This is a genomic window from Sphingomonas sp. M1-B02 (assembly GCF_026167525.1).
In the GTDB taxonomy this organism is placed as follows: domain Bacteria; phylum Pseudomonadota; class Alphaproteobacteria; order Sphingomonadales; family Sphingomonadaceae; genus Sphingomonas.
Window position 1 is genome coordinate 1,044,648 of sequence record NZ_CP110679.1, and the last position, 19,876, is coordinate 1,064,523.

19 protein-coding genes are annotated in these 19,876 nt (G+C 67.3%); 9 read left to right on the forward strand and 10 right to left on the reverse strand.

Translation table 11 applies throughout. From position 1 onward, the window contains the following. Positions 1-75 precede the first annotated feature (75 nt). Positions 76-1,461, forward strand: a complete 1,386-nt coding sequence (gene rmuC, locus OKW87_RS05040) for a DNA recombination protein RmuC (protein WP_265542787.1) — start codon at positions 76-78, stop codon at positions 1,459-1,461. Between the two features lie 15 nt (positions 1,462-1,476). Here rmuC and OKW87_RS05045 read toward each other — a convergent pair whose 3' ends face one another. The 7 genes from OKW87_RS05045 to OKW87_RS05075 form a co-directional block, all read right to left on the reverse strand. After that, a complete protein-coding gene (locus tag OKW87_RS05045; protein WP_265542789.1) occupies positions 1,477-2,673 on the reverse strand; it encodes a class I SAM-dependent RNA methyltransferase in 1,197 nt (398 codons plus the stop codon). After that, positions 2,664-4,070 carry an NAD(P)H-hydrate dehydratase gene (locus tag OKW87_RS05050; protein ID WP_265542791.1) on the reverse strand — a complete coding sequence of 469 codons (1,407 nt, stop codon included), beginning with the start codon at positions 4,068-4,070 and terminating at the stop codon, positions 2,664-2,666. The genes OKW87_RS05045 and OKW87_RS05050 overlap by 10 nt, the downstream gene beginning before the upstream one ends. Next, positions 4,067-4,471: a hypothetical protein gene (locus tag OKW87_RS05055; RefSeq protein ID WP_265542793.1), complete on the reverse strand. Its 405-nt coding sequence runs from the start codon at positions 4,469-4,471 to the stop codon at positions 4,067-4,069. The genes OKW87_RS05050 and OKW87_RS05055 overlap by 4 nt, the downstream gene beginning before the upstream one ends. Beyond that, on the reverse strand, positions 4,452-6,173 hold the full coding sequence (ilvD, locus tag OKW87_RS05060) for a dihydroxy-acid dehydratase (RefSeq protein WP_265542794.1): 1,722 nt from the start codon (positions 6,171-6,173) through the stop codon (positions 4,452-4,454). The genes OKW87_RS05055 and ilvD overlap by 20 nt, the downstream gene beginning before the upstream one ends. 76 nt (positions 6,174-6,249) lie before the next feature. Further along, entirely contained in the window at positions 6,250-7,143 is an 894-nt protein-coding gene (locus tag OKW87_RS05065) for a phytanoyl-CoA dioxygenase family protein (RefSeq protein ID WP_265542795.1), read from the reverse strand. 444 nt (positions 7,144-7,587) lie between these two features. Next, on the reverse strand, positions 7,588-8,409 hold the full coding sequence (locus tag OKW87_RS05070) for a 4-(cytidine 5'-diphospho)-2-C-methyl-D-erythritol kinase (protein WP_265542796.1): 822 nt from the start codon (positions 8,407-8,409) through the stop codon (positions 7,588-7,590). 6 nt (positions 8,410-8,415) lie between these two features. Beyond that, positions 8,416-10,065, reverse strand: a complete 1,650-nt coding sequence (locus OKW87_RS05075; protein WP_265542797.1) for an electron transfer flavoprotein-ubiquinone oxidoreductase — start codon at positions 10,063-10,065, stop codon at positions 8,416-8,418. Between the two features lie 127 nt (positions 10,066-10,192). On the opposite strand from OKW87_RS05075, the gene OKW87_RS05080 reads away from it, so the two are divergent. The 7 genes from OKW87_RS05080 to arsH all read left to right on the forward strand — a co-directional run bounded on the left by OKW87_RS05080 (position 10,193) and on the right by arsH (position 16,379). Next, entirely contained in the window at positions 10,193-10,918 is a 726-nt protein-coding gene (locus OKW87_RS05080) for a uracil-DNA glycosylase family protein (RefSeq protein ID WP_265542799.1), read from the forward strand. Positions 10,919-10,962: 44 nt separating this feature from the next. After that, a complete protein-coding gene (locus OKW87_RS05085) occupies positions 10,963-12,711 on the forward strand; it encodes a lytic transglycosylase domain-containing protein (protein ID WP_265542801.1) in 1,749 nt (582 codons plus the stop codon). Next, positions 12,701-13,228 carry a molybdenum cofactor biosynthesis protein B gene (gene moaB / locus OKW87_RS05090; protein WP_265542803.1) on the forward strand — a complete coding sequence of 176 codons (528 nt, stop codon included), beginning with the start codon at positions 12,701-12,703 and terminating at the stop codon, positions 13,226-13,228. Before OKW87_RS05085 ends, moaB begins: the two co-directional genes overlap by 11 nt. A gap of 281 nt (positions 13,229-13,509) precedes the next feature. Continuing rightward, the gene (locus tag OKW87_RS05095) at positions 13,510-13,842 is read left to right on the forward strand and encodes an ArsR/SmtB family transcription factor (RefSeq protein ID WP_265542804.1); all 333 of its coding nucleotides are present in this window, start codon (positions 13,510-13,512) and stop codon (positions 13,840-13,842) included. 11 nt (positions 13,843-13,853) lie between these two features. Beyond that, entirely contained in the window at positions 13,854-14,282 is a 429-nt protein-coding gene (gene arsC, locus OKW87_RS05100) for an arsenate reductase (glutaredoxin) (RefSeq protein ID WP_265542806.1), read from the forward strand. Beyond that, positions 14,282-15,568 carry an arsenic transporter gene (locus tag OKW87_RS05105; RefSeq protein WP_265542808.1) on the forward strand — a complete coding sequence of 429 codons (1,287 nt, stop codon included), beginning with the start codon at positions 14,282-14,284 and terminating at the stop codon, positions 15,566-15,568. The genes arsC and OKW87_RS05105 overlap by 1 nt, the downstream gene beginning before the upstream one ends. A 40-nt stretch (positions 15,569-15,608) precedes the next feature. Next, positions 15,609-16,379: an arsenical resistance protein ArsH gene (gene arsH, locus OKW87_RS05110; protein WP_265542810.1), complete on the forward strand. Its 771-nt coding sequence runs from the start codon at positions 15,609-15,611 to the stop codon at positions 16,377-16,379. Between the two features lie 96 nt (positions 16,380-16,475). On the opposite strand, the gene OKW87_RS05115 is transcribed toward arsH, so the two are convergent. Beyond that, positions 16,476-16,967, reverse strand: coding sequence for a YbjN domain-containing protein (locus tag OKW87_RS05115; RefSeq protein WP_265542811.1), 492 nt, complete (start codon positions 16,965-16,967; stop codon positions 16,476-16,478). Between the two features lie 69 nt (positions 16,968-17,036). Then, positions 17,037-17,387 (reverse strand): VOC family protein, encoded by a 351-nt coding sequence (locus OKW87_RS05120; RefSeq protein ID WP_322740334.1) that lies wholly within the window; start codon positions 17,385-17,387, stop codon positions 17,037-17,039. Positions 17,388-17,434: 47 nt separating this feature from the next. Between OKW87_RS05120 and OKW87_RS05125 the strand changes: the two genes are divergently transcribed. Then, positions 17,435-18,505, forward strand: coding sequence for a PA0069 family radical SAM protein (locus tag OKW87_RS05125; RefSeq protein WP_265542813.1), 1,071 nt, complete (start codon positions 17,435-17,437; stop codon positions 18,503-18,505). 120 nt (positions 18,506-18,625) lie between these two features. Here the strand turns inward: OKW87_RS05125 and OKW87_RS05130 are convergent, their stop codons facing one another. Next, entirely contained in the window at positions 18,626-19,855 is a 1,230-nt protein-coding gene (locus tag OKW87_RS05130; protein WP_265542815.1) for an SGNH/GDSL hydrolase family protein, read from the reverse strand. Positions 19,856-19,876: the final 21 nt, after the last annotated feature.

Sequence of the window (19,876 nt, forward strand, 5' to 3'; positions counted from 1 at the left end):
GGCCGGGGTGACGGAGTAGGTGTTGCCCTGACTCGCATCCCCCGTTAGGTTCGCCTTCTGTTCCCAGGAGGCGTCGTGGACCCCATTTTCATCATTCTGGCGATCGCCGCCCTGCTTGCCGGCGTCGCTCTGGGCTGGTTTCTCGGCACCCGCGGCGCCGCCCAGATGCGCGCCGAGCGCGATGCGCGCGAGGCCGATTTCAAGGCGGCGATCATCGATCTCGCCGGCGCCGAGGAGCGCGCGCGCGAAGTCGCGACGATCCGCGAGGAAGCCGCCGCCCTTCGCGACGAGCGCGATCTCGCCCGCCTCCAGCTCACCGAATTGCGGACCAAGGCCGAGGCCTTCGAGGCCCGGCTGATCGAGATGCGCGAGGCCAAGGAAGTGATGGCCGCCCAGTTCGGCGAAGTCGCCAATACATTGCTCGACAAGGCGCAGGAGAAGTTCCTCGAACGCGCCTCGGCCCGCTTCAAGGAGGCCGAGGAGGTCGCCGGGCTCAACCTTAAATCGATGCTCCAGCCGGTCAGCGAGCGCTTGCTGCGCTACGAGGAGGGCGTCGCCAAGGTCGAGGCCGAGCGACGCGACGCGTTCGGCGAGCTCAAGGGGCAGATCGAGCAGATGCGGATCGGCCAGGAAAAGGTCAGCAGCGAGGCCGCCAAGCTGGTCAATTCGCTCCGCAACGCCCCCAAGTCGCGCGGGCGCTGGGGCGAGCAGCAGCTCAAGAATGTGCTGGAGACCTGCGGCCTGTCCGAACACACCGATTTCCAGACCGAAGTGAACGCCGCAAGCGAGGATGGCGGCCGGCTGCGCCCCGATGCGATCGTCCGCGTCCCCGGCGGCCGCGCGCTCGTCATCGACGCCAAGGTCTCGCTCAACGCCTATCAGGACGCGTTCGGCGCGGTCGATGATGTCGAGCGGTTCGCCGGGCTCAAGGCGCATGCCGATTCGATGCGCGCGCACATCAACGGCCTCGGCAACAAGGCCTATTGGAACCAGTTCGAGGATGCGCCCGATTATGTGATCATGTTCGTCCCCGGCGAACATTTCCTCTCCGCCGCGCTCGAGCACGACCCGACGCTGTGGGATTTCGCCTTCGACAAGCGCGTCCTGCTATCGACCCCGACCAATCTGATCGCGATCGCCCGCACGGTCGCCGCGGTCTGGCGTCAGGAAAAGCTCGCTAAGGAAGCCCGTCAGATCGGCGAGCTGGGCAAGGAACTGTACGATCGGCTTGCCAAGGCGCTGGGCGACCTGCGCGTGGTGGGCAGCGGGCTCAACACCGCGGTCAAGAATTTCAATACCTTCGCCAGCAGCCTCGAAAATCGCGCATTGGTGAGCGCGCGCAAGCTCAAGGAGCTGAACATCGAGACGGGCGCGCGCGAGATCGAGTCGATCCCGCCGATCGAATTGCTGGCGAGCCATGCGGGGGAGCCCGATCTGCCCGAGGTGCGCGCTGCGGAATGAGCTTTCGCGCCGCGCCTATTTGCTGAACTTCGCCGCCAGCTCGACATGGGTCGACCAGCGGAACTGGCCTACCGGCTGGACCCAGTCGAGGCGGTAGCCGCCTTTGCACAGGGTCTCGGCATCACGGGCGAAGGTGTTGGGATTGCAGGAGACATAGGCGACGAGCGGGGTCTTAGCGGCGGCGATTTCGATCACCTGTTCGCGGGCTCCCGCGCGGGGCGGATCGAGGACAGCGAGGTCGAAATTGGCGAGTTCGGTGGCGGTGACCGGGCGGCGGAATAGGTCGCGGTGATCGGCGAAAATCGGGCGCTGGGCGCGGGTGCCGGCCGCCTTCAGCGACAGGATCGGATCGCGGGCGGCCTCCGCCGCGTAGACCTTGGCGTCGGCGAAGGCGAAGGTGAAGGTGCCGAGGCCGGCGAACAGGTCCGCGACGGTGCGCGCGGCGCCGCCGATTTGCTGGACCGCGGCGATCAACGCGGCCTCGCCCTCGGGCGTCGCCTGGAGGAAGTTGCCGGGGGGGAAGCCGACGGGGACGCCGGCGAGGGTAATGGTGACCGGCTCGGGCTCCCAGCGCGACGTGGGGCCGAAGCCCTCGTCCATCGCGAAGCGGGCCAGCTTGTGGCGGCTGGCGAAGGCGGTGATCGCCTCGGCGGCGGCGAGGCCCTCGGCTTCCATGCCGTCGATCAGCACGTCGCGGCCCTGATCGGCCAAAGCGAGGTGGACGTTGACGCGGCGGGTGCCGGGGAGGAGCGCGGCGAGCAGCCCGCGCAAGGGTGCGACGAGCGCGAAGAGTTCGGGCGCGAGCACCCAGCATTCGTCGAGATCGATCAGCGTGTGGCTGTTCTGCTCGGTGAAGCCCAGCCGGACCTGGCGGCCGCGGCGCTCGGCGTGGAGGGTGGCGCGGCGGCGGGTGCGCGGGGGCGAGAGGATCGGCGCGCGGATCTCGGTCTCGAGATGATGCGCGGCGAGCGCATCGCGGACGCGATCGACGATGAAGCCGCTCCACGATTCGTCGTCGAGATGCTGGAGCTGGCAGCCGCCGCATTCGGGGAAGTGGCGGCAGGGGGGGCGCTGGTGGTGCGGGCCGGGGAGGACCATGCCCTCCATCGGCACGCGGTCGCCGGGCGCGGTGAAGGGCACGTGGCGGCCGTCGGCGGTCACGCCATCGCCGCGCGCGGCGACGCGGATCACTTCATCATCGGTTACAGGCATTCGTCGATCGCTTCCGGTAGCTGGTCGATCAGCCTGTCGGCGAAGAAAGCGGGTCCCGCAAGCCGCGCGGCGCGGGCGTGGAGCCAGGCGGCGGCTTCGGCGGGGGCGGCCCCCTTCCCGCCTTGCGCGACCTGCGCCGCCACGAGTCCGGCGAGGACGTCGCCGGTGCCGGCGGTGGAGAGCCAGGGCGAGGCGCCGGCGAGGATGCGGACATCGCCGTTGGGCGCGGCGATGACGGTGTCGGCGCCCTTGTGGACGATCGTCGCGCGGACTTGCGACGCGGCGGCAAGCGTGCGCTCTATCTTGCTGCCTTCGCCGGGAAACATCCGGTCGAACTCGCCCGAATGGGGGGTCAGCCAGGTGGCGGCGGTGCGGGTGTCGAGCCACTTGGCGGCGCCGTCGCCGAGCAGGGTCAGCGCGTCGCCGTCGACGATCAGCGGCTTGTTCACCGCGAAGGCTGCGCGCAGGAAGCTTTCGGCCCTGCGATCGCGGCCGAGGCCGGGGCCGAGCACGACGGCGTCGATCCGGTCCCAGGCGAGGAACTCGGACAGATCGTCGCTGGTGCCGACGCCGCGGCGGACCAGGGCGTCGGGGGCGCTGGCCCAGGGCTCGCTGCCGGCAAGGACGACATAGCCCGCGCCGCCGGCCATCGCCGCGCGGGCGGACAGGCGCGCGGCGCCGGGCATCGCGCCTTCGATCACGGCAACGAGGCCGCGGGTATATTTGTGGCTGTGGACGTGGGGGGTGGCGAGCCTGGGGCGGGCTGCGGTGCGCCACTCGTCGGGCACCGGGATGCCGATATCGGCGAGGATCAGCTGCCCGCAGCGTTCGAGCCCGCAGTCGAGCAGGTGCGCGGGCTTGAGCGCGCCGAGCGCGATGGTGGCGTCGATGCCGCGGGGGGCGCCGAGGTCTGCGCCGGTGTCGGTCTCCAGCCCCGAGGGGAGATCGATCGACAGCGTGAAGTCGGCATTGGCGGTGAGATCGGCGAACACGGCGGCAAGGCCACGCTCGAGCGGGCGCTCCATGCCGGTGCCGAACAGGCCGTCGACCAGAACGGCGCGCGGGCGCGCGGCGTAGAGCGAGGTGGTGGGGCCGTTCCACAAGCCGTGCATCCGCTCTGCGGCGCCGGGTTTGGGGGCGCCGGTGGCGACCAAGGCGACGTCGTGGCCCTCCTGCTGGAGCAGGCGCGCGGCGACATAGGCGTCGCCGCCATTGTTGCCGGGGCCGGCGAGGATGAGGATCGGCCGGCCAATCGCGAAACGGGCGACTTCGCGCGCGACCGCGGCGCCGGCGCGCTCCATCAAGGCGTCTTGCGACATGCCGGCGGCGAACAGCGCCTGCTCGGCGAGCCGCATCTCGGCGGCAGTGACGATCGGGGCGCCGGCGGGAATCGTCACGGCCTGGCCTGGCGGACGGTGGCGGGGAGACGGTAGCGGGCGCCGCCCAGGGCGACTTCGATGCGATCGGGGGCGAGCGGGGTTACCACCGCCTGCTCGGCGCCGTCCGCCGCAATCACGCCGCGGCCGTCGCGGGTTACCAGCAGGCGGCGGAAGCCGCCGTCGGGGTGGCGCAGGGTGAGGAACAGGCCGTCCTGCGATTCGACGCGGTCGATCGCGCAGACGAGGGCGAAATCCTCGGTGCCGGGGGGCGCGCAGAGGATCTTGCCTTCGGCTTCGTCGACTGCCTTTTGGTGGGCTTGCTGCTTGGCGATCGTGGCCTTGTCGGGGATTTTGCCGTTGCAGGCGGTGAGGAGGAGGAGCGCGGCCAGCAGAGCTCTATCAGATATCCGCGTATACATGGCGTTCGGCGCTGGCTCCCGGGTGTGTTACGGCGCCCTTATAGGCGGGGCCGACGGTACGGGAATAGCGCCAGAGCGCGCCGGACTGGTAATCGTTGACGCGCGGTTGCCAGGCGGCGCGGCGTTCGACGAGGACGTCTTCGGGGACGTCGAGATCGATCGTGCCGGCCTCGGCATCGATGCGGATCGTGTCGCCGTCCTGCACGAGCGCGATCGGGCCGCCCTCGGCGGCTTCGGGGCCGACATGGCCGATGCAGAAGCCACGGGTGGCGCCGGAGAAGCGGCCGTCGGTGATGAGCGCAACCTTTTCGCCCAGGCCGAGGCCGTAGAGCGCGGCGGTGGTGGAGAGCATCTCGCGCATGCCGGGACCGCCCTTGGGGCCTTCGTAGCGGATGACGATGACTTCGCCTTCGTTGATGAGGCGATGCTCGACCGCCTCGAAACATTCCTCCTCGCAGTCGAACACGCGCGCCGGGCCGCTGAACTGAAGGCGATGCATGCCGGCCACCTTCACGATCGCGCCTTCGGGAGCGAGGCTGCCGCGCAGGCCGACGACGCCACCGGTCGGCGAGAGCGGAGCCTTCACGTCGTAGATGACCTTTTGATCAGGGTTCCAGGTAACCTGATCGATATTCTCGCCGAGCGTGCGGCCGGTGACGGTCATGCAATTGCCGTCGAGGAAGCCGCCCGAAAGCATCGTCTTCATCAACATGTAGACGCCGCCGGCCTCGTGCATATCCTTGGCGACATACTTCCCACCGGGTTTCAGATCGGCGATGTAAGGTGTTGATTTGAAGGCTTCGGCAACGTCGTGGAGATCGAAGTCGATCCCCGCTTCGCTGGCCATTGCCGGTAGATGCAGCGCGGCGTTGGTCGAGCCGCCGGTGGCCGCCACGACGCGCGCGGCGTTGATGAACGCCTCGCGGGTGCAGATGTCGCGCGGGCGCAGGTTGAGCGCGATCAGTTCCATCACCTGCGCGCCGGCGGCGACGGCGATCTGCTCGCGCGACTGATAAGGCGCGGGGACCATGTTGCTATTGGGCAGCGAGAGCCCGATCGCCTCGCCGACGCAGGCCATGGTGTTGGCGGTGAACTGGCCGCCGCAGGCGCCGTGGCCGGGGCATGCGACCTTTTCGAGCGCAGTGAGTTCGGCGACCGGGCAAGTGCCGGCGGCATAGCGGCCGACCGCCTCGAACACATCGACCACCGTCACATCGCGATTTTCGTAGCGGCCGGGGAGGATCGAGCCGCCGTAAACGAAGATGCTCGGCACGTTGAGGCGGAGCATCGCCATCATCATGCCGGGGAGCGACTTGTCACAGCCGGCGAAGGCGACCAGCGCGTCATAGCAATGGCCGCGGACCGAGACTTCGACCGAATCGGCGATGATCTCACGGCTGACGAGCGAGGATTTCATGCCCTGATGGCCCATCGCGATGCCGTCGGTGACGGTGATCGTATTGAATCGGCGCGGCATGCCGCCGCCGGCGATCACGCCTTCGCGCGCGGCGTCGGCCTGAAAGTTGAGCGTGGTGTTGCAGGGCGCGCTGTCATTGCCCGCGGAAGCGACCGCGACGAACGGCTTGGCGATATCCTCCTCGGATATGCCCATCGCATAATAATAGCTGCGGTGCGGTGCGCGCTCGGGGCCGACGGAGACGTGGCGGCTGGGCAGGCGGGATTTGTCGAATCGTTCACTCATGGCGCAAGCCTATGTCGCGATAGGCATGTTCAGCGCAAGAGAGTTGCCGCAATCGTCGGACGAGGGGAATTACCGGTTAGGCAGTGCCCTGTCCGACCTTCAACAGCGAGGTGGCCAGTGCCTCGAACTCCGGCCGGACCTTATACATGTGCCGATATTGCATGATCTGCTTGCCCACCAGCCACAGGCGTGATTTGAAATCGAGGTTGCAGAAGGCAGGCAGGAGCGGCTTGTTGAAGGGCGCGGCGTCCGTTCGCTGGAATTCTAGCGCCATGCTGATGCGTGGACCGTTGGCGAAGGGGCTGGAAGCGCTGCCCCAATGCAGCACTGCCTGATCCCAGCAGAAAAAGTCGCCCGGCTTCCCGGGCAGCGCGCGGATCGAGGGATAGTCGATCTTCCAATTCTTGTCTTCTGGGGTGCCGTAGACCGGGTCCCTGCTCTTGGGGAGGACGTACATGCAGCTGGACAGTGGCGTCGCTTCCGAAAGCGGAATCCAGACCGTCAGGGACAGCGGGTTGCCGTTCACATCCAGCGCGCCATAGCCCTTGTCACGGTGCGGTGACCATCCGGATTCAGATGCCTTCGGATCGACATGCCACGCCCAGAAATCGGGCAGGATCTGATAGTCACCAAGGAACGGCGTCAAATGCTGGTGCAGCGCGTAAAAGCATTCCCAGGCTTCGTCGAACAGGAAGATGAACGCCGGGGGGATATCAATCCTGTTGCAGGTCCGAACCGCATCGCCCAGAATTGGCGCGAGGCGCGCGACCGTATCGTCGCGGTCCTGGAAGTAACCATCGACCTTCATTCGCTCGACATTGAGCGCGAGGCTGTTCCGGGGCGGTGCGTCGAGCGTCTTCTCGCGGAGCTCCTGGCTGAGCAGCTGGCCGATGTGGAGATTGGGAAAGTGCGCGCGCCAGAAGGCTTCGCTGCCGATATCCCTGGCAATCGTACCCGTAGCGTCCGCCATGCTTCCTCCACCAGAGTGCGGAATAACCGATCCGGCCTGGGGTTTCCAGATCGCCGCTTCACCTATCCGGTGGCGCCAGCCTGCTTTAGCTGCAGCGCGGCGAGCGCATCGATCGCGACGCGCATCGCCTCACGCAGTCGGAGGGGGCAGGATTAGCGCACGGGCTGCGCCGAAGTCATGGGTGGCAGCGTCGAGCGCTTCACGAGCTGCGTTCGGGAACGCATTTGCGAGCTTCGAGACGGGCAGGTGCGAGAACCGCGACGGGGCTCTCCTGCCCGATGCGGGTCATGTGCAGGCTCTGCCCCATTGGAGCAGAGCCTGTCACGCGCATGGCGCAGCATGGCCGGGCCATTGGCGGACGTCCCGCGCCGGGCGTCTGATCCGCTGCAAGGGCGAATAAGCGCGGTTCGATAACAAGTTGGCTATAGGGGTGGTAAACGGCGCTCATACCAAATGGGTTTCGGCGCACCACCAGCCGGGGTGGGCGAGCGCGTGCGCAGCGGCAGCGCGGGCAGCTTCGCTCTCGAACAAGGCGAAACAGGTGGCGCCGGAGCCGGACATGCGGGCCAGCACGACGCCGGGCTGCGCGGAGAGCGAGGCGAGCACTTCGCCGATCATGGGAGCGACGGCGCGTGCGGGGGCCTCCAGATCGTTGCGACCCGCGCGCGCGACGTCGAGCAGCGGGCCGTTTGCCATCGGGCCTCGGTCGATTCCGTCCCATCGACGGAATATCTCCGCGGTGGAGACCGCGACGCCGGGGTTCACCAGCAGGACCGGGGTGCCGGGCAGGCCCGAAATCGGCTGGAGGCGCTCGCCCCTGCCCCGCCCGATCGCGGTCTGGCCGAGGAGGCAGGCCGGGACGTCCGAGCCGAGGCTGTCGGCGATGGCGAACAGAGCGGGATCGTCGAGGGCCACGTCGTGCAGCGTCGCCAGCGCGCGCAGCGTGGCGGCGGCGTCGGCCGATCCCCCGCCGATGCCCGAGGCGACCGGGAGATGCTTTTCCAGCGCGATCGCATGCGTGCCACCGCCGAAGCGCTCGGCGAAGCGCGTGGCCGCGCGAGTCACCAGATTGTCGCCCTCGCCTGCGAGCCCGGCGGCGAAGGGACCGCCAATCGTGAAGCTGGCTTGTTCGGCGGGCGCGACGTGCAGCACGTCCCCCAGCGCGACGAAGGCGAACAGCGTCTCTATCTCATGATAGCCGTCGGCGCGGCGGGCACGGACGTGGAGCGCCAGGTTGAGCTTGGCGCGGGCAGGTTCGCGGATCATGCCGGGCTACATGTTCGGATAATTGGGACCGCCGCCGCCTTCGGGGACGACCCAGTTGATGTTCTGGGTCGGATCCTTGATGTCGCAGGTCTTGCAGTGGACGCAATTCTGCGCGTTGATCTGGAAGCGCAGGTCAGCGCCCTCCCCCACGACTTCATAGACGCCGGCGGGGCAGTAACGCTGCGCCGGTTCGGCATAGACCGGAAGGTTGTAGCCGATCGGGATGTCCGGATCCTTGAGCGTCAGGTGCACCGGCTGGTCTTCCGCATGATTGGTGTTCGAGATGAACACCGAGGAGAGCTTGTCGAAGGTCAGCACACCGTCGGGCTTGGGATAGTCGATCGGCTTCGACTGATCGGCGCGGTGGAGGCTTTCGTGATCGGGGTGGTGCTTCATCGTGAAGGGCCAGCGCAGCCCCAGATGCTCCATCCACATCGCGACGCCGGCGACGGCGGTGCCCCAGGTGTCGCCGAACTTCTTGACGAGCGGCACGACGTTGCGGACGCCGCGCAGCTCTTTCTCGACCCAGCTTGTTGCATAGGCCTCCGGGTAGGCCGTGAGCTCGTCCGAGGCGCGATCGGCCTGGATCGCGGCGAAGGCGGCCTCGGCGGCCATCATGCCGGACTTCATCGCGGTGTGCGTGCCCTTGATCCGCGGCACGTTGAGGAAGCCGGCGGTGTCGCCGATCAACGCCGCGCCGGGCATGACCAATTTGGGCACCGACTGCCAGCCGCCGTCGCTGATCGCGCGGGCGCCGTAGGAGACGCGCTTGCCGCCTTCGAGGATCTTGGCGATCTCGGGGTGAGTCTTCCAGCGCTGCATCTCGTGGAAGGGCGATAGCCAGGGGTTGGTATAATTGAGCCAGACGACGAAGCCGAGCGCGACCTGTCCGTCGGCCTGGTGATAGAGGAAGCTGCCGCCGTTGGTGCCCTCGGTCAGCGGCCAGCCTTGGGTGTGGATGACTCGGCCGGGGACGTGCTTGGCGGGGTCGATGTCCCACAATTCCTTGATGCCGATGCCGTAAACCTGCGGCTGGGCATTTTCGCACAGGTTGAACTGGCGCTGGAGCTGCTTGCTGAGATGGCCGCGGACGCCCTCTCCGAAGAAGGTATATTTGGCGTGGAGTTCGAGGCCCGGGGCGTAATCGGGCTTGTGGGTGCCGTCGCGCGCGACGCCCATGTCGCCGGTGGCGACTCCCTTCACGCTGCCGTCGTCGTGATAGAGGATCTCGGCGGCGGCGAAGCCGGGGAAGATTTCGACGCCCAGTTCCTCGGCCTTGCCGGCTAGCCAGCGGCACAGATTGCCGAGGCTGCCGGTGTAGGTGCCCTTGTTGTGGAGGTATGGCGGGGTGAGGAATTCGGGCATCGCCGCCTTGCCCGTTTTGCTCAGCACCCAATGGTGGTTCTCGGTCACCGGGCATTGGGCGAGCGGGCAATCGTCGCGCCAATCGGGGAGCAGTTCGTCGAGCGCGCGGGGGTCGATCACGGCGCCCGAGAGGATATGCGCGCCGACTTCGGAGCCCTTTTCGAGGATGCAGACAGACAGGTCGGAGCCCGCGGCGGCCGCCTGTTGCTTCAGCCGAATCGCCGCGGCCAGCCCTGCGGGGCCGGCGCCGACGATCACGACGTCATAGGGCATCGACTCGCGTTCGTTCATCCTCAAATCCTTCGAACTGCTTCCGGGGACGACGCTTCGCGCTTGTGGTCGCGCGTCGGCACCGCCCTGTCCCTGCGTCGATGAAGGCAGATTGACTGTGGCGTCAACAGGGATTCAAAGGTGGGGTATGGGGGCAGAACCGGTTCAGGAATGGCGGAAGAGCCTGGCGAGCACGCTCGACTGGTGGAGCGACGCCGGGGTCGACATGCTCGTCGACGACGACGCGCGCGACTGGCTGGCGGTGCCGGTGGCGCGGGCCGCCACCGCAACGGTCGCGGCGGACGTAGCGGCGCCGGTTGCGGAGGTCTTGCCGGCTACGCTCGAGGCATTCCTTGCCTGGCGACTGGGCGAAGGTGCGCCGGAGGCCGACTGGATGACCCCGCGGATCGCACCGCAGGGGCCGGCGGACGCCGAGTGGGTGGTGTTCGTCGACATGCCCGAAGCTGACGATTCGGAGGGGCTGCTGGGCGGTTCGGCAGGAAAGATGTTCGATCGGATGCTTGGCGCGATCGGTTTGCGGCGCGATTCGGTCTATCTTGCCTCGCTGGCGGTCGCGCATCCGCTGGGGGGGCAGATACCGGGCGACCAGGAAGCGCGGCTGGTGCAGCTGGCGCGGCACCATCTCTCGCTGCTCAAGCCGCGCAGATTGCTGCTGCTGGGGAATGCCACGGCGCGCATCCTGGCGCCGCCTTCCGGTTCGGACCCTAGCCACGGTAAAGAGAGCGTTAACCAATTTGCGGGAGAGATGGCATCGGTTGCGAGCTATCACCCGCGTTTTCTGATAGGGAAGCCCGCATTCAAGAGCGAAGCCTGGAAGCACCTGCTGCAGTTGAACCGGGGATTGGTCGAGTGAAGATGCGTTATCTATTAGCCGCCGCGGCGCTTGCGATGCCTGCCATGGCCCATGCCGAAGATCTGACCTCCGCGGCGCCGCGCGACGCCGTGGCCGCGCCCCAACGTAGCGGCGACGGGGTACCCGACCAGCTGGATGGCGACCAGCGCGAGGGCTACCGCAAGGTGTTCGCGGCGATCCGCGGCGAGCAATGGGCCGACGCCGAGATCGCGCTCGCGGCGATGAAGCCCGGTCCGCTGCATGCGATCGCCCGCGCCGAAATCCTCACCGCGAAGAATTCACCGAAGGCCGGGATCGAGGCGATCATGGCGGTGCTCGGCGAGGCGCCCGAGCTTCCCCAGGCCGAGCAGCTTGTCCGCATGGCGAAGGCGCGCGGGACGCTCGAGACCCCCACCCTTCCCCTCGCCCAGCGGCTGATGTGGTTCGACGCCGCGCCGGTGCGCCAGCGCGCGCGCTCGATCAAGAGCGACACCGCCGCGACCGAGATCGCGCTGGCGATCCAGCCTTATGTCAAGGCCGACGACGGCATCCAGGCCGAGATGGTGGTCGAGAAGTTCGCCGCCGACCTCACCCCCGAGGCGCTGACCGAATGGCAGCAGAAGGTCGCCTGGATCTATTATGTCGCGGGCGACGATTCGAACGCGCGCCGCATGGCCGCCAAGGCGCAGGCCGGGATGGGCGAATGGGCCGGACAGGCCGATTGGGTCGCGGGGCTTGCCGCATGGCGCCAACAGGATTGCACCGCCGCCGGGCTCGCCTTCGAGCGGGTTGCGGCACGGGCGACCGACACCGAATTGCGCTCGGCCGGGCTCTATTGGGGATCGCGCGCCGACATGGCGTGCGCGCGGCCCGAAAAGGTATCCGCCAAGCTCAAGAGCGCGTCGCAGTTCGGCGAGACCTATTATGGGCTGCTGGCCAAGGCCGCGCTGGGGGTCGAGGACAAGCCGGTAAAGGGCGAGGCCTTTGTCGCGGCCGACTGGCAGGTGCTCGAGCGGCGGCCGAATGTTCGCGTCGCCGCGGCGTTGGTCGAAATCGGCGAGGATCGCCTCGCGAACGAAGTGCTGCGCCACCAGGCGAAATTCTGCAATCCGACCGAACATGGCGCGCTGACCCGCATCGCCGGGCGGCTGAGCCTTGCCGCGACGCAGCTGTGGCTCTCGCACAATGGCCCCGCGGGCGCACGTCCACTGGTGCAGGCGCGCTACCCCTCCCCCAACTGGACGCCCGCGGGCGGCTGGCGCGTCGACAAGGCGCTGGTCTTTGCCCACACGCTCCAGGAATCGCGCTTCAACGCCGAAATCCGCAGTGCCGCGGGGGCGATGGGTCTGATGCAGGTGAAATCCGGCGCGGCGACCGATGTCGGGCGGCGCAAGGGCGTGACCTATGCCAGCGCGGACCTCACCAAGCCGTCGGTCAATATGGAGATCGGCCAATCCTATCTCGAGCAATTGCGCGATTTGCCCTTCACGGGGGGGCTGCTGCCCAAGGTGATCGCCGCTTATAATGCCGGGCCGACGCCGGTGGCGCTGTGGAACACGATGTCGCGCGATGGCGGCGATCCGCTGCTCTATATCGAGAGCATCCCTTATTGGGAGACGCGCGGCTATGTGATGACCGTGCTGCGCAATTACTGGATGTACGAGGGCCAGGAGGGGCGCAAGTCGGTCAGCCGTGCGGCGCTGGCGCAGGGGCTGTGGCCCAAATTCCCGGGGCTTCCGGGGAACCAGTCGGTAAAGATCGGCGGGCGCAAGGTTTCGATGGTGCCCGATCCGAAGGTCGCGCGTGGCAATTGACGAAAGCATCGCGTTCCGCCCGGTTCGGATCGCGGTTCTCACCATCTCCGATACGCGCACGCTGGCCGACGACCGTTCCGGCGACCGGCTGGTCGAGCGGCTGACCGGCGCGGGGCACGAACTGGCCGATCGCGCGATCGTGACCGACGATGTCGAGGCGATCGTGAGCAAGCTGCAGGCCTGGATCGACGCGCCGCAAGTGGACGTGATCCTGACCACTGGCGGCACCGGCGTGACCGGGCGCGACATCACGCCCGAGGCGCTAGCGCGAGTGTGGGACAAGGAAATTCCGGGCTTCGGCGAGCTGTTTCGCTGGCTGAGCTACCAGACGATCGGGACGTCGACGATCCAATCGCGCGCGACCGCCTGCGTGGCGCGGGGAACCTATATCTTCGCGCTGCCGGGATCGACCGGGGCGGTTACCGATGCGTGGGACGGGATATTGGCGAGCCAGCTCGATATCCGGCACAAGCCGTGCAATTTCGTCGAGCTGATGCCGCGGTTGCTGGAGCGCTGAGGGGGGTGGCGCTTTGCGGCCCCCCGGCAGAGGCCGGAGCCCAGCATCGACGGATCCTGCGCGCGGCACCCCGAACCACGAATGGCGCGCAGCCAGGCCCCGACCTTCGCCGGGGGTGGGCAAATTTAGGTCGTGAACCCATGAGTGACCGCTTTCGGCGCAGGGGCTCGGCCGACTTTGGGCGGCTAGCTACAAGTCAGCTTTTCACACCTGTAGCGGTAAAGAGCCGCCCTTGAAGATCATGGACTAGCGGCAGTCCATATATCTGCTATGCTCGATATATGGATAACGAATCGGCCATTGCCGCGCTCGGCGCGCTCGCGCAAGGCACCCGCCTCGACGTGTTCCGCCTCTTGGTGAGACAGGAGCCGGACGGGATGGCGGCGGGTGAGATCGCCCGCGAGCTCGACGTGCCCCAAAACACCATGTCCGCGCATTTGGGCATCCTTGCCCGCGCCGGCATCGTCCGATCCGAGCGGCACAGCCGGTCCATCATCTACCGTGCGGACCTCGACGGCCTGGGGGCCCTAACGCTGTTCCTGGTCAAGGACTGCTGCGCCGGCTCGCCGAAGCTGTGCGCACCCCTCCTGGCCGAACTCACCCCTTGCTGCTGAAAGGACATCCTGTGGCCGTCGACGTCGTGATCTATCACAACCCCGGCTGCGGCACGTCGCGCAATGCGCTGGCGATGATTCGCAACGCCGGCATCGAGCCCCACGTCGTGGAGTATCTCAAGACCCCGCCCTCCCGCGCCCTGCTGGCCGAGCTGGTCAATCGCGCGGGCATCACGCCACGCGAGCTGCTGCGCCAGAAGGGCACGCCCTACGCTGAACTCGGCCTAGCCGACGGCTCGCTGACCGACGACGCCCTGCTCGACGCCATGATGGCGCACCCGGTCCTGATCAACCGGCCACTGGTCGTCTCACCCCTCGGCGTAAGGCTTTGCCGCCCGTCCGAAGCTGTCCTGGATCTGCTGCCCAATGCGCAGCGGGGCGCGTTCGCCAAGGAGGATGGCGAACAGGTTGTGGACGCCTCCGGCCAGCGCATCGCCTGATGCTCCTCGCCCTCGCGATCTTCCTCCTTACGATCGCGCTCGTCATCTGGCAGCCCCGAGGCCTAGGCATCGGGTGGAGCGCGCTGGGCGGCGCGGCGGTGGCCCTGCTCGTCGGAGTAGTCTCGCTCTCCGACGTCCCGGTGGTGTGGGGCATCGTCTGGAATGCAACCGCGACGTTCGTGGCGATCATCATCGTCAGCCTGCTGCTGGACGAGGCCGGCTTCTTCGAATGGGCAGCGCTGCACGTCGCCCGATGGGGCGGCGGGCATGGCCGACGGCTGTTCGTCCTGATCGTGATTCTCGGCGCGGCCGTGTCAGCGCTATTCGCAAACGACGGCGCGGCATTAATCCTGACGCCGATCGTCATCGCGATGCTGCGGGCGCTCGGCTACCGCGACAAGGCGACGCTGGCGTTCGTCATGGCGGCGGGATTCGTGGCCGACACGGCCAGCCTGCCGCTGATCGTCTCCAACCTGGTCAACATCGTATCGGCCGACTTCTTCCGCATCGGATTCGCCGACTACGCATCCGTGATGGTACCGGTGGATCTTGCATCGATCGCTGCTACGCTGGTCGTGCTGCTGCTGTTCTTCCGCCGCGACGTGCCGACCCGCTACGACGTGGCGCAGCTACGCGCGCCGGCCGATGCCATCCGCGATCGGGCCACGTTCCGGGCCGGCTGGGTTGTTCTCGCCGCCCTTCTGGCCGGCTTCTTCCTACTGGAACCCATCGGCGTTCCGGTCAGCGCGGTCGCCGCTGCCGGCGCGGTCCTGCTGCTCCTGGTCGCCGCACGAGGCCAGGTCATCGAAACCCGCAAGGTGCTGCGGGGCGCGCCCTGGCAGGTCGTTATCTTCTCGCTCGGCATGTATCTCGTCGTCTACGGCCTGCGTAACGCCGGCCTCACCGATCACCTTGCCGGTCTCCTGGATCGCGCCGCCCAAGGCGGCGTCTGGGGCGCGGCGTTCGGCACCGGCATCATCGCCGCGCTCCTGTCGTCGGTGATGAACAACATGCCGACGGTCCTGATCGGCGCTTTGTCGATCGAGGCGACCGACGCCACGGGCGCGGTCAAGGAAGCGATGATCTACGCCAACGTGATCGGCTGCGACCTGGGCCCCAAGATCACGCCGATCGGCTCGCTCGCGACGTTGCTGTGGCTGCACGTCCTTGGAGAGAAAGGCATCCGCATCGGCTGGGGCTACTATTTCAGAATCGGCACGACCCTGACCATTCCGGTGCTGCTGGTGACGCTCGCCGCGCTCGCGCTGCGCCTCGGTGCCGCCTGATGCCCCGGAAACCATCCAACCTGATCGGACACGCTGCCTGATGCCCCTGCGCCTCCTCTCCGACCCCAACCACCTGCCCGCCCTCGATCGCCGCTACGCGCTGGATCGTCCCGCCCTCTGCCTGGGGGCGGCCGACCCACCCCCGCGCATCCTTCTGCTCTACGGCTCCCTGCGGGAGCGGTCCTATTCCCGGCTGTGCGTCGAAGAAGCGGCGCGCCTGCTGCGGTTCTTCGGTGCGGAGACGCGCATCTTCGACCCTTCGAATCTGCCGCTGCCCGACCAGGTGGCCGGCGACGATCACCCGGCCGTCCACGAACTGCGCGAGCTGTCGATGTGGTCGGAGGGACATGTGTGGTGCAGCCCCGAGCGGCACGGCCAGATCACCGGGATCATGAAGCTACAGGTCGATCACCTGCCGCTGTCGATGGGCGGGATGCGGCCGACGCAGGGCCGGACCCTCGCCGTTATGCAGGTGTCGGCGGGGTCGCAGTCGTTCAACAGCGTGAACACGCTGCGCATCCTCGGCCGCTGGATGCGGATGGTGACGATTCCCAACCAGTCGAGCGTCGCCAAGGCGTTCGAGGAGTTCGACGATGCCGGCCGGATGAAGCCGTCCAGCTACTACGACCGGATCGTAGACGTCATGGAGGAGTTGGTTCGCTTCACTGTCTTGCTGCGACCCCACGCCGCCCAGCTCGTCGACCGCTATTCGGAGCGAAAGGGCGCCGGTGTCGCGATTGACGCCACAACCGACCTGTCAAGCATAGCGACGGCGCCACAGCCTTCTCGCCGAACCAAGGGCAGCTTTTAGGTCAGGGCCGACGGTCCCTGAATGGCCGCAAGTGGGTCGCTTGCCGACCGACCGCTTTCACGAGTTCACGGCACGGTCGGGTCCCGCTGACGGGACCTACTTCCCCTCCGCCGCCACGCGCTCGGCTTCGATGAACTTGGCCAGTTCGGCGGTCATCACTGCCCACCAGTCGATCGTGTCGGCGAAGTTGGCGTAGGTCGTCTTGCCCAGCGTCGAGACGTCGAGATAGATTGAGAGATCGCCGTCCTTGTCGATCGCCGCCTTGATGAAGCGGTTGCGCGCGTTCCAGCGGTTGGCGACGTCGGTCGAGAACCAGGGTGCCTTCTTGTACCAGCTGTTGAATTGCGCCGAGGTGCAGCCCTTGGCCGGTTCGCAGCCGAACATCTGGATGGTGAAAGTTGCGCCACCGGCCGCGCTTTCGAGGAATTCCTCGCCCGCCTCGCTCTTCTTCAGCGCCGCCTTATAGCCTTCCTCCTGCAGGATCTTGGCGATTGCAGGCAGCGAGCTGACATCCACCACGCGATCCTGCGCCTGCGCGAACGGCGCCAGAAACAAGGCGCCGACGACGCCCACGATCAATCTGCGCATGAATTTCCCCTCTTTGCCCCTTCGAACCTGAACTCTAGCAGCCCTGCACGGGGCCGCAATCGGCGCCGTTCAGGCCTCGGGCTCGTTCACGAACACACCGAGCTCGTTGCCGTCGGGATCGGAGAAGTGGAAGCGGCGGCCGCCGGGATAGGCGTAGATCGGCACGGTGACGGTGCCGCCGGCGTTGAAGACGGCTTCCTCGGCCGCCTCCAGATTGTCTACCTCGACCAGGGCGAACGGATGCGTTGGCCTTCCCTCGTCCGAGCCGTTCAGGCCGAGGTGGACATCGCCGCTGGTGGTCGCGGCATAGTCGGGCCCGAAATCGGTGAAGCCGAATCCGAAGGCCTGCGCGTAGAAATCACGCACCTTTGCCACCTGATGGACCGGCAATTCGACATAGCTGATTCTTGGCATGTTCATCCCCCAATGTTCTTGCTTCGTTCTAGCGCCGGGCCTAGCGTCGGGCAATGGCAAAGAATCGCCCCGTCCGTGGCGCCACGCTCAACCGGGCGAGCGCGCGCTTCAACCTGCCCGCGCGCGAGGCGGATGGCGACTGGCTCGACGATCGCCTGGCGGTGGACGGCGAGGCACCGCCGCTGCGCACGACGGTGACGGTGGAGACGCCGCGCACGATCATCACCCGCAACCAATCGCCCGATATCGCCTTCGATCGATCGATCAATCCGTATCGCGGCTGCGAGCATGGCTGCATCTATTGCTTCGCGCGGCCGAGCCATGCCTATCTCGATCTCTCGCCGGGGCTGGATTTCGAGACGAAGCTGTTCGCCAAGCCCGATGCGCCCGCGCTGCTGCGGCAGGAACTGATGAAGCCGGGCTATGAATGCAAGCCGATCGCGTTCGGGACCAATACCGACCCCTATCAGCCGATCGAGGCCAAGTGGCGGATCACGCGCGGCTGCATCGAAGTGCTGGCCGAATGCGACCATCCGATCACGATCACGACCAAATCGGACCGGGTGGTGCGCGATATCGATTTGCTGGCGCCGATGGCGGCGAAGGGGTTGGCGGCAGTGATGATTTCGGTCACTTCGCTCGATCCCAGGGTGGCGATGACGGTGGAGCCGCGCGCGCCGCATCCGGAGAAACGGCTGGCGGCGATGCGGAAGCTTTCGGACGCGGGGATCCCGGTGTTCGTATCGATGTCGCCGGTGATCCCGCAGATTACCGATCATGAGATGGAGCATATATTGGAGCGCGCGGCGGAGGCGGGGGCGCGATCGGCCTTCTTCCTGCCGGTGCGGCTGCCGTGGGAAGTGGCGCCGCTGTTTCGCGCCTGGCTCGACGCGCATTTTCCAGATCGCGCGGCGAAGGTGATGGCGACGATCCAGTCGATCCGCGGGGGGAAGGACAATGACGGGGATTTCTTCACGCGGATGCGGGGGCAAGGGCCTTGGTCGGACTTGCTGCGGACGCGGTTCCTGATCGCGTGCCGCAAATATGGTCTGGATGGGCCGCGGGTTAATGTGCGGACGGATTTGTTTCGGGCGCCTGCCGGGCCGCAGGGGGAGTTGTTCTAATTCCCGTCACCCCGGCGAAGGCCGGGGCCCATCTCCTGCGCGCGCAGGAAGGACGACGGCTGTTGTCGCTCCTGGCTTCTCTCCGAGATGGGCCCCCGCTTTCGCGGGGGTGACGATAGGTTAGCGCGCTAGGAGCGCCAAGGGCACGGCGTCGGCCATCGCCTTGTAGCCCGCCATCGAGGGATGGAGGCCGTCGCCCGAGTCGAGCTCCGCGCGCAGCAGCGTCGGCTTGGCGGGATCGCGCATCGCCTTGTCGAAATCGACCACCGCGTCGAAATTGCCGGGGGTGCGTATCCAGGCGTTGACCGCGGCGCGACCGGCTTCGTTGGCGGCGTCGGGGTGGTAATATTCCGAGCCGCCGTCGGGCATGATCGTGCCGCCGATCGCCTTGATGCCGTGCGCGCGGGCGCGGGCGACCATTTGCTGGAAGACGCCGATCATCTCGCGGACCAGCGCGGCGTGTTGCGCGGGGGTGGCGGGGGCGTCGCGGGTGAGCGTGCCGAGATCGTTGATCCCCTCGACGATGAGCAGGTGCGTCACGCCGGGGACGCTCAGCACTTCGCGATCGAAGCGGGCGAGCGCGTTGGGGCCGGCGCCGTCGAGCCGCAAGCGATTGCCGCCGATCCCTGCGTTGAGCACAGCCATGTTGCGGGTGGCGGCGTTGGCGCGCATCCGCTCGATCAACCGATCGGGCCAGCGCAAATTGGTGTTGGGCTGGACGCCGTAGCCGTCGGTGATCGAATCGCCGAGGATGACGAGCGCGGAGGCGCCGGGGGAGTCGGTCTCGACGCCGCCGATGAAATACCAGCGGGTGGAGGTTTTCGCGCCTGGGAGGTCCGCGGCCTCGACCTGCTGGCCGTGAACGAGGTGGATGTGGGCGCGGGCGCCGGGGTGGCTGGTCTGGCGATCGGGCGCCGTTGGGAGATAGAGGCTGATCGCGAGATCAGCGCCCGCGGCGACGGGGAGGTCGACGGGATCGGACCAATAGTCCGCACCCGCCGGGATCGTCGCGCTGGGATGGCCGGCGAATTGGAGGCGACGCAGCGTCGCGGGCTGGATCCGGGCGCTGTCATGCGCGGCGGAGAGCGCGACGCTCGCCGCGCCGATCTCGAGCGGGGCGGTGCCGAAGGCGTTGGAGAAGCGGATCCGCAGCTGCTTGCCGCCGATCGAGATGCGAACGATCTGGCGCAGCGTGGCGTCGGTCAGGTCTTCGGTGGGGGCGATATTTTCCGCGGTGGGGACCATCTGCGAAGTGGCCCAGCTTCCCACCCAATGTTCGCGGCTCTGGGCATGCGCGGGCGCGGTGCCCAGGCACAGCAACAGCATCGCCAGCAGCATGCGCTTCAACATTTGCCTCTCCGTTCTTTCTTG

Bases quoted from the DNA above. Each gene is read 5' to 3' on its own strand.
- OKW87_RS05130 (WP_265542815.1), bottom strand. From the start codon at position 19,855: ATGTTGAAGCGCATGCTGCTGGCGATGCTGTTGCTGTGCCTGGGCACC.
- OKW87_RS05085 (WP_265542801.1), top strand. From the start codon at position 10,963: ATGGCCCATGCCGAAGATCTGACCTCCGCGGCGCCGCGCGACGCCGTG.
- OKW87_RS05075 (WP_265542797.1), bottom strand. From the start codon at position 10,065: ATGAACGAACGCGAGTCGATGCCCTATGACGTCGTGATCGTCGGCGCC.
- OKW87_RS05065 (WP_265542795.1), bottom strand. From the start codon at position 7,143: ATGGCGGACGCTACGGGTACGATTGCCAGGGATATCGGCAGCGAAGCC.
- OKW87_RS05115 (WP_265542811.1), bottom strand. From the start codon at position 16,967: ATGCGCAGATTGATCGTGGGCGTCGTCGGCGCCTTGTTTCTGGCGCCG.
- OKW87_RS05120 (WP_322740334.1), bottom strand. From the start codon at position 17,387: ATGAACATGCCAAGAATCAGCTATGTCGAATTGCCGGTCCATCAGGTG.
- OKW87_RS05055 (WP_265542793.1), bottom strand. From the start codon at position 4,471: ATGTATACGCGGATATCTGATAGAGCTCTGCTGGCCGCGCTCCTCCTC.
- ilvD (WP_265542794.1), bottom strand. From the start codon at position 6,173: ATGAGTGAACGATTCGACAAATCCCGCCTGCCCAGCCGCCACGTCTCC.
- OKW87_RS05105 (WP_265542808.1), top strand. From the start codon at position 14,282: ATGCTCCTCGCCCTCGCGATCTTCCTCCTTACGATCGCGCTCGTCATC.
- OKW87_RS05070 (WP_265542796.1), bottom strand. From the start codon at position 8,409: ATGATCCGCGAACCTGCCCGCGCCAAGCTCAACCTGGCGCTCCACGTC.
- OKW87_RS05045 (WP_265542789.1), bottom strand. From the start codon at position 2,673: ATGCCTGTAACCGATGATGAAGTGATCCGCGTCGCCGCGCGCGGCGAT.
- OKW87_RS05125 (WP_265542813.1), top strand. From the start codon at position 17,435: ATGGCAAAGAATCGCCCCGTCCGTGGCGCCACGCTCAACCGGGCGAGC.
- arsH (WP_265542810.1), top strand. From the start codon at position 15,609: ATGCCCCTGCGCCTCCTCTCCGACCCCAACCACCTGCCCGCCCTCGAT.
- OKW87_RS05095 (WP_265542804.1), top strand. From the start codon at position 13,510: ATGGATAACGAATCGGCCATTGCCGCGCTCGGCGCGCTCGCGCAAGGC.
- OKW87_RS05080 (WP_265542799.1), top strand. From the start codon at position 10,193: ATGGGGGCAGAACCGGTTCAGGAATGGCGGAAGAGCCTGGCGAGCACG.